A 13452-nucleotide genomic window follows, 5' to 3' on the forward strand; every position below is an offset into this window, starting at 1 on the left:
ACCGGGCTCGGCGCACCGCCGTCCGGGAGAGGAACCCGTGTCCGAAGAAGAGCAGAACGCGCCCGCCACCGCGGGCCCCGCGCGCCGCAGCGTGCTCAAGGCGGGCGGGGCCACGGCCGCCGTCGCCGTGGCCGCGGGACCCGCCACCGCCGCCACCGCCGCGGGCGGCCCCACGGCCTTGCCGCGCCCCGTCGCCGACATCACGCTGCGCGTCAACGGCGCCGACCACCCGCTGTCCGTCGAGGCCAGGGTCACGCTGCTCGACGCCCTGCGTGAACGGCTCGGGCTGACCGGCGCCAAGAAGGGCTGCGACCGGGGCGAGTGCGGGGCGTGCACCGTGCTGGTGGACGGGCGGCGCGTGAAGTCCTGCACCACGCTCGCGGTGATGCAGGAGGGCCGCGAGGTCACCACCGTCGAGGGGCTGTCGCGCGGCGGTGAACCGCACCCCGCGCAGGAGGCGTTCGTGCGGCGCGACGCCTTCCAGTGCGGGTTCTGCACCCCGGGCCAGATCGTCTCGGCGGTCGCCTGCGTCCAGGAGGGCCACACCGGCTCACGGGACGAGATCCGCGAGTGGATGAGCGGCAACCTGTGCCGGTGCGGCTGCTACCCGAACATCGTGTACGCCGTGCGGGACGCGGCCGAGGCTGAGGAGGCGCGGCGATGAGGCGTTTCGACTACGCGCGTACGAGCCGGGCGGGCGAGGCGGTGGACCTCGTCGCGGGCGAGCCCGCGGGGGCGTTCGTGGCGGGCGGCACCGACCTGCTCAACCTGATGAAGGACGGCGCCGAGGCACACGACCTCGTCGTCGACATCAACGACCTGCCCCTCGCCGATGTCGAGGTGGCGGGGGACGCGGGGCGGGAACGGCTGAGGATCGGCGCGCTCGCCAGGCTGGCCGACGTCGCCGCGCACCCGAGGGTGAGCCGCGAACTTCCGGTCCTGGCCCAGGCGTTGCTGGCCACCGCGTCGCCCCAGGTGCGCAACATGGCCACCGTGGGCGGCAATCTCCTGCAACGCACGCGCTGCTGGTACTTCCGCGATCCCGGCTTCGCCTGCAACAAGCGGGAGCCGGGCAGCGGCTGCCCCGCGCGGGACGGCCAGAACCGCTGGCACGCCATCCTCGGCGGCAGCGACCACTGCATCGCCGTCCACCCCTCCGACCTGGCCGTCGCGCTGCGCGCGCTCGACGCGACCGTCCACACCCTCGGCCCCCGAGGGCGGCGCGCCATCCCCATCGGCGACCTCCACCGCGAGCCCGGCTCGGCGCCCGAGCGCGAGACGGCGCTGCGGCACGGGGAGCTGATCACGGCCGTCGAGGTGCCGCTGCCCCGGCGCGGCACGCGCTCCGGCTATCTGAAGGTGCGCGACCGGGCCACGTTCGAGTTCGCCGTCGTCTCCATTGCGGCCGTGCTGCGCGGGGAGGGGCGCATGGTCCGCGACATCGCGCTGGCGTTCGGCGGCATCGCGACCCGCCCCTGGCGCTCGGCCGAGGCCGAGGACGCGCTGCGCGGTCGGCGGCTGACGGACGAGACCGTCGCCGCGGCGGGCCGCGCGCTCGTCGCGGACGCCAGGCCACGCGCGCACAACGCGTTCAAGGTCGAACTCGTCCAGCGGGCGCTCCACGAGCTCATCGGCACGCTGGGTGACGGCCGGTGACCGGTGCGCGCGCGGCGGCCTGGGAGGCCCTGCACCGGGTGTGGCGCTCGGGCGGCACCGCGGGCCTCGCCACCGTCGTCGCCACCTTCGGCTCGGCGCCGCGGCCCCCCGGCACGCCCATGCTTGTCACGGCGGAGGGCGGGGTGGTCGGCGGCGTCTCGGGCGGCTGCGTCGACGGGGACGTCCATGTGCGCGCCCTGGCCGCGGGCAACGCCGTCATCCAGAAGCCCAGCGAGCTCACGCCCGGCGTGGGCGAGTGGCTGGCGCGCTCCTGGGCGCGGGCGGTGCCCGACCTGCCCGATGTCCTCCAGAGCCTCGTCGGATACGCCGCCACGGGCCGGGCCCTGGTCGCCGCGGGGGTGGACAAGGTCGCCTTCACCGGGAGCGTCCGCTCCGGCCGGGCCGTCGCCGCCGACTGCGCCCCGCACCTGACCCCGCTGCTGCTCGAACTGGGCGGCGACGACGGCGTGGTCGTCGCCGAGGGCGCCGACGCCCACACCGTCCACGCGCTGGCGGACCAGCCGCGCGGGGCGCGGCTGCGGGAGGCGTTTGTCGCGCACGACGCCTTCCAGCGCGGGTTCTGCACGCCGGGCCAGCTGATGTCGGCGCTCGCTGCGCTCGACCGGCCGGGGCTCGACGACCCCGCGGCCATCCGGGAGTTCATGTCAGGGAACCTGTGCCGCTGCGGCGCCTACCCGAACATCGTCGCCGCGATTCGTCACGTGCGGGGCGGCCACGGTGCGTGAGTTCGCGTTCGCCCGCGCGGCCACGGTCGAGGACGCCATGGCCGGGCTTCACCCGCGCAGGGCTGCCCACGCACCTCGAGCCATGGCACTCGATCTGGGCGCCGAGCGGCAACGGGTTCGAGGTCGACTTCGTCCGCGACTACGCGATCCTGCACCGGGCCGGGTACCACGTCCTCGCCTACGACCTGCGCAACCACGGCCTGAGCGGCGCCGCCAACGGCGGCATCAGCTCCAGCGGGATCTTCGAGGCCCGCGACGTCGTCGGCGCCCTCGCCTACGCGCGCGAGCGCCCCGACACCCGCGACATGGCGGTCGGCCTGTTCAGCCGGTGCCTCGGCTGTAGCTCGACCTTCGCCGCGATGACGCAGTTCCCCGAGGCGTTCGACCGGGTGCGCCGCCTCGTGGGGCCGCAGCCGGTGACCGCGCGCACGATCATGGGGCGGCGGCTCGCGGCGCTCGGCGTCCCCGACCGGATCGACGACCTGGAGCGGCGGATCGTCCGGCGCACCGGCATCGACTTCGCCGCCCGCAGCCCCAGGGAGTGGGCGAGAAACGTCAGCGTCCCGACGTTCCTCTACCAGGTGCGCGACGACGTGCTCACCCACCCGAGCGATGTCCAGGCGATGTTCGACAACATCCCCGTCGCCGAGAAGAGGCTCCTGTGGATCGAGGGCACGACGGCGCGGTGGGACGGCTACCTGGAGTTCCAGCGCAGGCCCCGCCCGATGCTTGACTGGTTCGCCACCCACATGTCCTGAACGAGAGTCACGGGAGCACCATGCGCGGTCTTACGGAGGAGACGGCGGGCGCGACCGGCGCGCCGAACGCGCCGAACGCGGCGCGTGCGACGGGGATCGGCCCGCGCACCGGCGCCGTCCTCGTCTTCGGCTCGTCGTCGGCGGTGCTCGTCGTCGAGCTGGTCGCGCTGCGGCTGATGGCGCCCTACGTCGGGCTCACCATGGAGATGAACACCACGGTGATCGGCATCGCCCTGTCCGCGATCGCCACCGGGCGTGGGCGGGCGGACGGGCCGCCGACGTCGTGGCGCCGCGCCGGGCGCTCGGCCCGCTGCTCGTGCTGTCGGGCATGGTCGTGGCGGCCACGCCCACCCTGGTGCGCCTCGTCGGCGCGGCCGACGGCGAGCTGGCGCTTTTCGTCGGCGGCAGCTGCCTGTTCGTGCCCGCCGCGCTGCTCACGGCCGTGACGCCCATGGTCACCAAGCTGCTGCTCGTCGACCTCGGCACGACAGGCACGGTGATGGGGCGGCTCTCGGGGATCGGTACGGCGGGTGGGATCGCGGGCACCGTGCTGACGGGTTTTGTGCTGATCTCGGTCGTCCCGGTCAGCGTCATCCCCTGACCATGGGCCACGGCATGATCGCGACCGCCGTGCCCGACGAGCCGCAACGCTGGGTGTGGGGCAGGTCGTTCGGCCGCGGCGAGCTGATCCTGGTCCCCGAGGCGATGGCGTTCTACGGCACGGGGCACCACCCCGTCACGGGGCACGGCGTCGCCTACGAGACATCGAGTGGCTGCGCGCTCGGCGGCAGCGTGGAGGAGGCGATCCCGCACGGCCTGCTCGAGGTCGCCGAGCGTGACGCGTTCCTGCTCACCTGGTACGGGCGGCTTCCGGTGCCCGAGACCGACCTGTCCACGGCCGCCGACCGCCGCGTCGGGCTGCTGGCCGCGGCGATCACGGCGGAGAAGGGCTACCGGCCGCGGGCCTTCGACATGACGATGGAGCAGGGCATCCCCGCCGTCCTCGCGCTCGCCCTGGCGCCCGAGCGCGCCGGGGACGGCGAGCCCGCGCTGCCGTGCGCGGCGGCGGCCCACCCCGACCCGGAGACGGCCCTGCGCAGCGCCCTGTACGAGGTCGGCCCCGGCGTCCCGCACGTCCGCCGCCGCTGGGCCGAGCCAGGGGCGGCGGAACGGGTCCGCCGCATGCTGGCGGACCCGTTCGAGGTGCGGATGCTGACCGGCCGCGTGCTCCTGCACGCCGCGCCCGAGGCGGCGGCCCGGCTCGGCTTCCTCACGGGAGCCGCGCCGAGCCGCCGGGTCGCCGACGTCGGCCGCCGGGAGCGGGGCGGCTTCGCCGCCGACGACCTGCGGGACAACGTCCACGAGGCGGTGGCCCGATACGCCGCGAGCGGCCTCGTCGGCCTCGTCGTCATCGTCGGCCTCGTCGTCGACCAGACGGCCGCCGAGCACAGGGCGGGCGGGCTGCGCTGCGTCAAGGTGCTGATCTCCGGGACGCTCCCGATGACGTTCGGCCACCGCAACCGCCGGGTGACCGGGCTGCCCAGGCTGCACCGGGTGCCCCACCTGCTGGGCCTGCGCGAGCGCCCGCTGACCGACGCCGAGATCAACCCCCACCCGCATCCGTTCCCCTGAGGGCGCCTCAGCGCCAGGTGTCGTTCAGGGTGACGACCCCGCCCGGTGGCACGGTGGCGGTCCGGTTCCCGCCGCTCTCCCAGGTGACGCCGGTGGCCCCTTCGGCTCTGCGGATGTACTTGTACTGGAACGTGGTGCCGGCCGGAAGGGAGACGGCCGCGCGCCACACCGGGTAGGCGGCGGCGTCGAGGCGGACCGCCCGCTCGGGGTTCCAGTCGCCGAGCTGCGGCAGGTTGCCCGTGGCGTAGATGTGCTCGCCCGGCTGGGTGGTCGCGTTGACCTGGAACGCCGCTCCGGACTGCGGGACGGGGTCGCCGCCGCCGTCGCAGGCGCGGGCTCCGGTGTGCAGGGCGAGCGCCGTGTCGGTGCCGAGGGTGGCCGTGAACCGGCCCGAGCCGTCGACCGTGACCGCCCGGTCGCCCTGCACGTCGCAGTAGGTGCCAGCGGCGAGCGAGGTCTGGAACGTTCGGGTCAGCGGGGCGCTCTCGTGGTTGATGGCGACAAAGCCCTGGCCGCCGCGGCCGAACGCGATGGCGTCGCCTCCGTTGTCCCACCAGTCGGTGACGGGCTGGCCCCGGGTGGCGTTGCGGAAGGCGACCATGGACTCGATCTCGGGCCAGGCGTGCTGGCACTTCCAGCCGTCCTGCCAACAGGCGTTCACCTGGCCGTTGTTGGGCGGGCCCGCGTCATGGTCGGTGAACTCGTAGCCCGAGTGGACATCGGGGGAGCCATAGGGCCAGGCCAGCATGAAGACATGGGCCAGGGTGTAGTCGGCGCCGCTCTTGTAGGTGAGGGTGGAGCCGTTGCGCTCGGTGTCGTGGTTGTCGACGAAGACGGCCGTGCCGTCGCTCGGCATATAGCCCCAGCCCTCGCCGAAGTTGCGCAGATAGGCCAGGTTCTCGCTCTCGAAGACGCGCTTGAGGTCGCGGCCGTAGCGGAACTCCTGCACGTCGCCCGTGCCGCGGTACTCGTCGGGCATGACCGCCTCGCCCGCGCCGTAGATCACCTCCTGCTTCCAGTAGACGCCCGGGTCGGAAAGCCGCGAGCGGATGTCGGCGAGGTCGGCGGCCGGGATGTGCTTGACCGCGTCGATGCGGAAGCCCGCCACGCCCATCGACAGCAGGTCGTTGAGATAGTCGGCGATGCGCTGGCGGACGTAGTCCTTGCCGGTGTTGAGGTCCGCGAGGCCCACCAGCTCGCAGTTCTGCACGTTGTACCGGTCGCCGTAGTTGTTCCCGATCTCGCGGCGGCAGCTGTTGAAGTCCCCGTCGCTGTAGGGCGCGGCCGGGTAGTCGTACTTGGTGTAGGAGGAGCCGCCCGTGCCGGTGCCCGAGCCCGCGGACATGTGGTTGACGACCGCGTCCACGATGACGCCGACGCCCGCGTCCCGGCACGTGCTGACCATGCTCTGGAACTGGGCGCGGTTGCCCAGGCGGCTGTTGATCTGGTAGCTGACCGGCTGGTAGGCCGTCCACCACTGGCCGCCCTGGATCTGCTCCTGCGGCGGCGAGACCTGCACCTGGCCGTAGCCCGCGGGGCCGAGGCGCTCGGTGCACTCGCGGGCGATCGAGTCGAACGTCCAGTTGAACAGGACGGCGGTGACGTCCTTGCCGCCGGGCGGGGCGGCCTGGGCGGGAGCGGCCGTCGTCAGGGCGACAACGGATCCGGCGACGGCCACCAGGCCCGCGAGGAGCGCGTGACCGATCCTGCGGATGCCGTTGCCTCGGCGGCCCGCGCTCCATGTTCTTCTCGCGTGTGAGGGTCTACGGGGACTGCTGCGCACGTACGCCTCCAGGGGGAGAGGGAGTGTCACACCGATACCAGGGCAACGCGCCGTGCCTGTGGTGCCGCAGAACCAGGGCGGTTCTTGCAGCAAGTGATTTCATGGGGGACCGTAGAACCGGCCCGGGTGTCGGTCAAGGCTTCGCGCAGAACCCGTGGTCCTCGTGGTCGAAAGCCCGAAAGGGCTCCTGCAAGAACTTGCCGCCCGGGTGCTTCCCACGACCGCGTGAAACGGTTCCGCCACCCTTGACGCCCGCCACCCTTGACGCCCGCCACCCTTGACGCCCGCCACCCTTGACGCCCGCCGCCCACCCGAGCGGTGCCCGTCCCGAAGGGCCCTTGCCCCCGAGCGGAGTGAGGAGGCATAACCTACAGAGGAGTTCCTGAAGCGAGAGCGGCAGTGGCGCCGGTCGTGGGTGACGGGGGTGGCGATGGGCAGCGAGTCCGGGGGCGGTGCCGGGGAGCCGCGGGCGCGGGACGTCCGCAACGAGGCGTCGGGCGTTCACACGGGGGCGCTGACCCAGGTGGGCGTCGTGCACGGCGATGTCGTCACGACGGTGACCCGCCCGCCGCTCAGGCGTCCCGCGCAGGTGCCTCCCAGCACCCGGTGGTGGGTGAACCGCTCGGGGGCGCTGGACGAGTGGCGGCGTTGGCTGGACGGGACGGCCACGCGCCCCGCCGTGGCGGTGCTCAGCGGGATGCACGGCGTCGGCAAGAGCGAGCTCGCGCGCCGCATGGCGGAGGAGGCCGAGGGCCGGTTCGCCGGGGGGCAGCTCTATGTGGACCTGAGCCGCTGGCGGGACACGGCGGGGCGCGTGGATGTCTCGGGCGCCCTGCGCGGGTGCCTGCGCTCCCTCGGGGTCGACGAGGGGTTCCTGCCCGCCGAGCTGCCCGACCTGGTCAACGACTTCCGCACCCGCACCGAAGGGCAGAGCGTCCTGGTCGTCGTGGAGGAGGCGACGGAGCCCGCCGAGGTCAGGCCGTTCATCCCCAAGGCCGAGGGCAGCGTGGTCGTCGCCGTGAGCGACGGCAGGCTCGCCGAGCTGGTCGTCATCGACGGCGCCCACTCCCTTCCTGTGGATCCGCTGGACGCGCCCGACGCCCTCGGCCTGCTGACCGCCCGCTGCGGCGAGGAGGCCATCGCCGCGGAGCGCGAGGCGGCGGAGCTGCTGATCTCCTGGTGCGGCGGGCTGCCCCTGGCGCTCGGGGTCGTCGCGGGTCAGCTGGCGCTCCACACGGACCAGTCGCTCTCGGACCTGGTGAGCGACCTCGAGGACGAACGCGCCCGGCTTGACGGGTTCTTCGCGGGGCAGACTCGGAGCGTGGCCGCCGCTCTGACGCTCGCTTACCAGGCATTAGCCCAGGAGTCCCAGCTGCTCTACCGGCGGCTCGCGCTGTTCCCTGGCGACGTCTTCGACGCCGATCTCGCCGCCGTCGTCGCCGAGGTGCCCAGGGCCACCGCGCGGAAGCTGCTGCGCGCGCTCCACGACAGCAGCCTGCTGACCGCCGACGACACCCCGGGCCGTTACCGCTTCCACGCGCTGGTGCGGCTGCACGCCGCGCGCCTCGCCGCCCAGGACCCGGAGGCCGAGCAGGAGGCCCTGGCGCTGCGCGTGACGCGGCGTTATGCGCGATGGACCGCGTGCGCGGACCGGGCGCTGATGGGGGACAGGCTGCGGATCTCCCCGCACGACGACCTGCCGAGCGGCGCCGACGACCCGTTCGGCGGCGCGAAAGGCAAGCGGGAAGCCCTCGCTTGGCTGAGCGCGGAGCGCGCCAACGCGCTCGCCGTGCTGCGCGCGGCGGTGGCGCGGGGGTTCTTCGCCGAGGCATGGCGGATGGCCGAGGCCCTCAGCGCCCTCTACCTGCACCACCGTCATGTCCGCGACTGGATCGAGTCGGCCGAGCTGGGAATCGTTGCCGCGTCGCGCGACGGGGAAGGGGGCAACGCGGCGGCCCGTGCCCGGCTGCGGTCCCTGCTGTCGCGGCCCCTGCTCGACCTCGGCGAAGTGGCCCGCGCGCGGGCCGAGTTGGAGACCGCCGTCGCGGAGGCCGACACCACGGACAACCTGCTGCTCCGGGCGTCCGTGCGGGAGTTCCATGGGCGGCTGTGGGAGGCCGACGACCCGGCGCGGGCCATCGCGCTCTTCCGGCAGTGCGCCGAGCTGAGCGAGCGGGCCGGTTCCCGGCGCGGCGTGGCGATCGCCCTCTTCTTCACCGGCTGCGCCGAGACCGCCGACGGCCGCCCAGGCGACGCGCTGTCCACCCTGGCCTCGGCGCTGCGCCTGCTCGTGGACGAGGAGACCGGCGCGGGCGACCGGCGGATGGGCGGGCGGGTGCGGGTGGCCATGGGCATGGCCCACCGGGCCGAGGGGCGGACGGCCCAGGCCAGGGCCGCGCTCGTCCAAGGCGCCGATGACCTCGAGGCCGTGGAGGCCCCGCACTACGAGCTGCCCGCGCGCCGGGCCCTCGCCGAGATCGCCGAGGCGGAGGGCGACACCGCCGCGCTCCGCGCGCACCTTCGCCGCGCCCTTGAGATCACCGAGGCCGGTGGCGGCCCCGAGGCCGCGGCCCTGCGGGCGCGCCTCGACGCGCTGCTCGGCGAGGGCGGCGGCTGAGCGTTCGCCCGACGCGCCCGGGCCCCGCGCCCCTCAGCGCGCGGGCCAGGGGCGCAGGGTCACCTCGGCCGAACGCTCCCCGACCCGCAGCACGAAGACGCCATCGGCCGGGATGCCCGCGCGAAGGCAGGCGTACCCGATCGCCGCGACCAGCCGCGGCTGCGCCAGGGCGCCCGTCACGCCCGCCATGTCCGCCAAGACCCGCTGCCCGTCGGGCCAGCCGAGCAGCACGCCGTCCGCGAGGGCCACGGCCGCGACGCGGCAGAACGGGTGGCGCCGCAGCACGTCCCCGATCCGCCGCTCGGCCTCGTCGGGCGAACGGTGCGCCGCGTCGACGGTGAGCACGGACGCGCTCTCCGCCCAGGACCGTTCGGGGCCCGTCGCCTCGCTCGCCAGATGGCTGAAGCACCGCGCGGAATCGGGGCGTTCGGGCCGTGAGGCCACCGGGTGGCGGCGCACGTCGACGACCCAGGCGCCCTCCTCCCGCGCGAGCCGGGTGACGACCACCTCGGCGATGCTCTCCGAGCGCTCGGGCTCGGGAGCGGGAAACGGGCGCGCGGCCGCCACCGGCAGCGGCGGCTCGGCGAGTTCGAGCAGGTCGTAGACGGCCGAGCGCAGGCGGGGCAGCGAGCGGCCCGGCTCGTGGAACGCCCCCCGGACGACATCCTCGTACTGTTGGAGCCGATGCCGCTGAGACGCCTCCTCGATCTGCTCGCGCATCCCCTTGCCGGGATCGAGCGGTGGCGCGGCCCTGCCGAGCGCGGCCATCGCCGTTCCCGGCACCGACTCCCGGCCGAACGCGGCCAGCAGCAGCGGCTTTCCCGCCGCCGCCGCGTAGAGCGAGAGCGAGCCGTGGTCGCCCACCACCACGTCGGCCGCGGCCAGGGCCGCCTGCCACCCGGCGAACGGCGGGATCAGGATGAGCCCCGCGTCCAGGGCGTCCCGCTGGATCGTGCGCAGCTGCCACGGGCTGTGGCCGAACCACACGTTCGGGTGCAGCGTCGCGGCCACCCGGTACTCGTCGAGCGGCAGCTCGGCCAGCAGGCGGCGGGGAAGCTCCGGGGCGCTGCCGATCAGCGACTCCCCGCCCCAGGTCGACGCCAGCAGGACCAGCCGGGGAACGCGCCCCTCGGGGAGCCCGAGGGCGCGCCGGTAACGGTCGCGCAGCGGCAGGCTGGCCAGCAGCCGGTCGTGGCACGGGTCGCCGACCACCACCGTCCGGTCGGCCAAGTCAGGCCGGACGCTGGCGAGTTGTTCGGTCTGGGCGGGGTGGGACACGGCGTACCAGGAGCGCTCGGGCGCCAGGAGCGAGGGCGGCACCACGCCGGAGAGCCGCCGCTCGGGGCCCCGGGCGTCCGGGACGAGCTTCTGGAACCCGATGCCGTGCGGCAGGATCAAAACGGGGGCGTCGACGTGGTCGAAGCGGGCGTTCTCGCTCGCGGTGATGACCAGGTCGGACGGCTGGTCGGTGGCGTTCTCCCAGGGGATGACGCGCACCCCGCTCGCCCGCAGGAGGTCGCCGACCCCCGCGTGGAACGCCGACGAGCGGTCCTGGCCGAAGGTCACCTCGACGCGTGGATCCCCTCCGAAGACGCCGGGGAGGACTTCGAGGAGGCGCGCGGTCGACGTCACCGTCCTCGCCACCGCGAGGACGGCGCGCTCGGTGGCGAACGTCTTCCACCGCGCCGCGGTGATGTCCGCGGGAGGGCCGCTACCGTTCACGCGACACCACAGGTCTCTCCCCGGACAACTGCCTCGATCATCCGTCTCGGTCGCCCTTCCGTCGGACGCGGGGAGAACGCCGCGGTCGCCCCGTTACACCGTAGAGCCTGGCGCGCCGCACCGTGGAGCCGCGCGGGGGAAAGGTCCGCTTGACCCGCACATCGGTGTGATGATTTCACGATAGGCGCATGAAGGGCGACTGCCCTTTCCCACCCCTGGCCGATGCCCGCGTCACCGGTCAACGGCTACCGCTGCGCCCGCTGTTGGCGTTGACCACCGCCGCGTTCGTCACCTTTGCGACCGAGGCGCTGCCCGCGGGCGTGCTGCTGGCACCGGCCCTGCCCCACGGCGCGATCTCGATGGCCGAGACGACCGCGTCCCAGGGCTTGTTCGCGCCCATGCGGCGGATGCGCGGCACGCGCCGCTCGGCCAGAGGTCCCTCGTTCCCCGGGCCCCGCATGACCCCCCGTCAGCGCGCGGAGGCTGTGCACCGCGCGGGCGATGTGGGGAAGGCGCCGCCCTCCCGGCGCCTCGGGCGGGCGTCGCGCCCGTTCATCGTGAGGGGCGCGGCCGTGGCCGCCGAGGCGGGCCCCGGCAGGACGGTCGTCGTGGCGGAGCGCGGTCCTGAGCGCGCTGCGCGGCGGCACCCCGCGGCTGGCCACGCGGCCCACAGGCCGGATCCTCCCCGACCGCGACGAGCTGCGGCGCGGCACGGCCGCGATCATCGCCAGCTTCTTCGTCGCCAACGTCATCCGCTGATCCTCAACCTCCCGCTGGTCGGCATCTGGGTGCGCATCGCCCGCATCCCCTACGGCCTGCTGGCCCCGATCGTGATCGTCTCGTGCCTGGCAGGCGCCTACACCGACCGGGCCAGCCTCTTCGACGTCTGGAAGCGAGGGCTTAAGGGCCCGCGGCATCGCCGACCGGTCCGCCTACGGCGCCTTCGGCCCCGGCGCGCCGGGGTAGGCGTCGAGCGCTTCGGCGGCGGACGCGATGATCCCGGGGATGCGGGCCTCCTCGATCCCCAGGAGCCGCAGGGAGCCGCGCACCACCGACGCGGCATAGGCGGACCGGCTCTCGTCGCCGCCCCACTGGCGCTGTGGCACGGCCGCCTCCACCAGGGCGAAGACGAGGTCGAGGTCGCGGGCCAGCAGGTCGGCGCGGTCGGGCCTGTGCATGGCGTCGAGCACCGCGCGGCCGAATCGGCGATAGGTGTCGCGCAGGCTGGCCTGGGCCGCGCGGGTGGGCTCGAAGTCGTGGGACACCAGCCCGGGCAAGTGGTAGATGACATGGAGGTTGAGCCGGTCCCGCAGCAGGGTGTGCACGTCGTAGCGGACGAGCGCGCACATCCGGACCTCGGGCGTGAGGTCCGCCGCGTCAAGCCACCGGGCGAGGGCGAGCGCGGGCGTGACGGTGCTGGACAGCAGGGACATGAGGATCGCCTGCTTGTCGGTGAAGTGGTAGTACAGCGTGGCCTGTCTGACGCCCGCCGCGTCGGCGATCTGCCGCGTGCTCGTCGCCTCGTACCCCCGCGCGGCGAACAGCGCGGACGCCGCCGCGAGGATCTCGTCGCGCGTGCTGAGGCCGTTGTGCCGCTTGGGGGCGGCGCGCGGGCGTCCGGGGCCGCGGCGCGCGCCCTTGGCGTGCTCGGCATGCGGCATGGTCCCTCCCTCCGGGTCGCCGACGGCGCGCGGGCACCGCGTCGGCGCGGTCACCGTACCAGAGGCCGCCCGGGTTTCTGTCGTTGACAGAATTTACGCCCCGGTCATGCTCCGCCCGGCTTCCCCGGGTTAGGTTTCTGTCGTTGACAGAAATCAGCAAGCCGAGCGAGGGGATCCCTGCTCATGAACGTCGTCGGCAACGCCGTGCTGATCGTCGTGGACATCCAGGGCGGCGGGGTGGAAAGGCCCGAGCCCGGCACCGGGATCCCGCACATGCCGGGCCGTGGCGAACGCGCCCCGCGGCAGCGCCACCTCGTCGACCGCGCGCGGGAGCGTGGCATCCCCGTGGTGTGGATCCAGGAGGTGCACAAGCCCAACCTCATCGACATAGGGCGCGAGCTTGACGGCTCCGAGGGGCCGCACTGCGTCGAGGGCCGCCCCGAGACGGAGCTCGCGCCGGGGCTGAGGCCGAGGCCCGACGAGTTCCTGATCCGCAAGCGCCGCTACTCGGCCTTCTTCGGCACCGAGTTGGAGATCGTGCTCAAGGCGTACAAGGCGGGGACGGTGATCCTCATCGGCGGCCTGACGGACGTGTGCGTGCACTACACCGCCGTCGACGCCCACCAGCACGACTACCGGGTCAGGGTGGTCACCGACTGCGTCGCGGGGTCCACCAGCCAGGCCCACGACGCCGCCCTGCGGGCGATCCGCTATCTGCAACGGGACGCGCTCGTCGAACAGGCCGATGTGCTCGGCTGGTTGGCCACCGCGCCCGCCAACCCCGAGGTGGCCGTCGCCGATCGCACCCACCTCGCCGCGCGCGCCACCTGAGCGGCCCTCAGGGCGTCATCAGAGCTTTCCTTCGTGGATGCCCCGG

At 74.2% G+C, this 13452-nt stretch carries 12 protein-coding genes and 1 pseudogene; 9 read left to right on the forward strand and 4 right to left on the reverse strand.

Features of this window, described 5'->3' with window-relative positions:
• Positions 1-37: 37 nt before the first annotated feature.
• The 6 genes from DEH69_RS26655 to DEH69_RS26680 all read left to right on the forward strand — a co-directional run bounded on the left by DEH69_RS26655 (position 38) and on the right by DEH69_RS26680 (position 4792).
• Positions 38-664 (forward strand): (2Fe-2S)-binding protein, encoded by a 627-nt coding sequence (locus tag DEH69_RS26655; protein WP_113689545.1) that lies wholly within the window; start codon positions 38-40, stop codon positions 662-664.
• On the forward strand, positions 661-1656 hold the full coding sequence (locus DEH69_RS26660; RefSeq protein ID WP_113689546.1) for a xanthine dehydrogenase family protein subunit M: 996 nt from the start codon (positions 661-663) through the stop codon (positions 1654-1656). Before DEH69_RS26655 ends, DEH69_RS26660 begins: the two co-directional genes overlap by 4 nt.
• Positions 1653-2402 (forward strand): aldehyde dehydrogenase family protein, encoded by a 750-nt coding sequence (locus DEH69_RS26665; RefSeq protein ID WP_113689547.1) that lies wholly within the window; start codon positions 1653-1655, stop codon positions 2400-2402. Before DEH69_RS26660 ends, DEH69_RS26665 begins: the two co-directional genes overlap by 4 nt.
• Positions 2399-3160 carry a S9 family peptidase gene (locus DEH69_RS26670; RefSeq protein ID WP_181727616.1) on the forward strand — a complete coding sequence of 254 codons (762 nt, stop codon included), beginning with the start codon at positions 2399-2401 and terminating at the stop codon, positions 3158-3160. The genes DEH69_RS26665 and DEH69_RS26670 overlap by 4 nt, the downstream gene beginning before the upstream one ends.
• A gap of 283 nt (positions 3161-3443) precedes the next feature.
• Positions 3444-3761: a hypothetical protein gene (locus DEH69_RS26675; RefSeq protein WP_113689548.1), complete on the forward strand. Its 318-nt coding sequence runs from the start codon at positions 3444-3446 to the stop codon at positions 3759-3761.
• A 14-nt stretch (positions 3762-3775) separates the two neighbouring features.
• Positions 3776-4792 (forward strand): YcaO-like family protein, encoded by a 1017-nt coding sequence (locus DEH69_RS26680; protein WP_181727617.1) that lies wholly within the window; start codon positions 3776-3778, stop codon positions 4790-4792.
• A 7-nt stretch (positions 4793-4799) separates the two neighbouring features.
• On the opposite strand, the gene DEH69_RS26685 is transcribed toward DEH69_RS26680, so the two are convergent.
• Positions 4800-6470 carry a carbohydrate-binding module family 20 domain-containing protein gene (locus DEH69_RS26685; protein WP_258534981.1) on the reverse strand — a complete coding sequence of 557 codons (1671 nt, stop codon included), beginning with the start codon at positions 6468-6470 and terminating at the stop codon, positions 4800-4802.
• A gap of 535 nt (positions 6471-7005) precedes the next feature.
• On the opposite strand from DEH69_RS26685, the gene DEH69_RS26690 reads away from it, so the two are divergent.
• A complete protein-coding gene (locus DEH69_RS26690; RefSeq protein ID WP_258534982.1) occupies positions 7006-9192 on the forward strand; it encodes a hypothetical protein in 2187 nt (728 codons plus the stop codon).
• Between the two features lie 33 nt (positions 9193-9225).
• Here the strand turns inward: DEH69_RS26690 and DEH69_RS26695 are convergent, their stop codons facing one another.
• Complete coding sequence (locus DEH69_RS26695; RefSeq protein WP_258534983.1) at positions 9226-10914, reverse strand: hypothetical protein; 1689 nt, start codon at positions 10912-10914, stop codon at positions 9226-9228.
• Between the two features lie 238 nt (positions 10915-11152).
• The gene (locus DEH69_RS26700) at positions 11153-11374 is read right to left on the reverse strand and encodes a hypothetical protein (RefSeq protein ID WP_113689550.1); all 222 of its coding nucleotides are present in this window, start codon (positions 11372-11374) and stop codon (positions 11153-11155) included.
• Between DEH69_RS26700 and DEH69_RS33720 the strand changes: the two are divergent.
• Positions 11373-11744: pseudogene (locus DEH69_RS33720) on the forward strand (hypothetical protein); the annotation flags it as partial. The gene DEH69_RS26700 and the pseudogene DEH69_RS33720 overlap by 2 nt on opposite strands.
• Positions 11745-11846: 102 nt before the next feature.
• Here DEH69_RS33720 and DEH69_RS26710 read toward each other — a convergent pair.
• Positions 11847-12575, reverse strand: a complete 729-nt coding sequence (locus tag DEH69_RS26710) for a TetR/AcrR family transcriptional regulator (RefSeq protein ID WP_113689551.1) — start codon at positions 12573-12575, stop codon at positions 11847-11849.
• 183 nt (positions 12576-12758) lie between these two features.
• Between DEH69_RS26710 and DEH69_RS26715 the strand changes: the two genes are divergently transcribed.
• Entirely contained in the window at positions 12759-13406 is a 648-nt protein-coding gene (locus DEH69_RS26715) for a cysteine hydrolase family protein (protein ID WP_113689552.1), read from the forward strand.
• The last annotated feature ends 46 nt before the right edge of the window (positions 13407-13452 follow it).

It is taken from the genome of Streptomyces sp. PT12, from assembly GCF_003311645.1.
Lineage (GTDB): Bacteria > Actinomycetota > Actinomycetes > Streptomycetales > Streptomycetaceae > Streptomyces.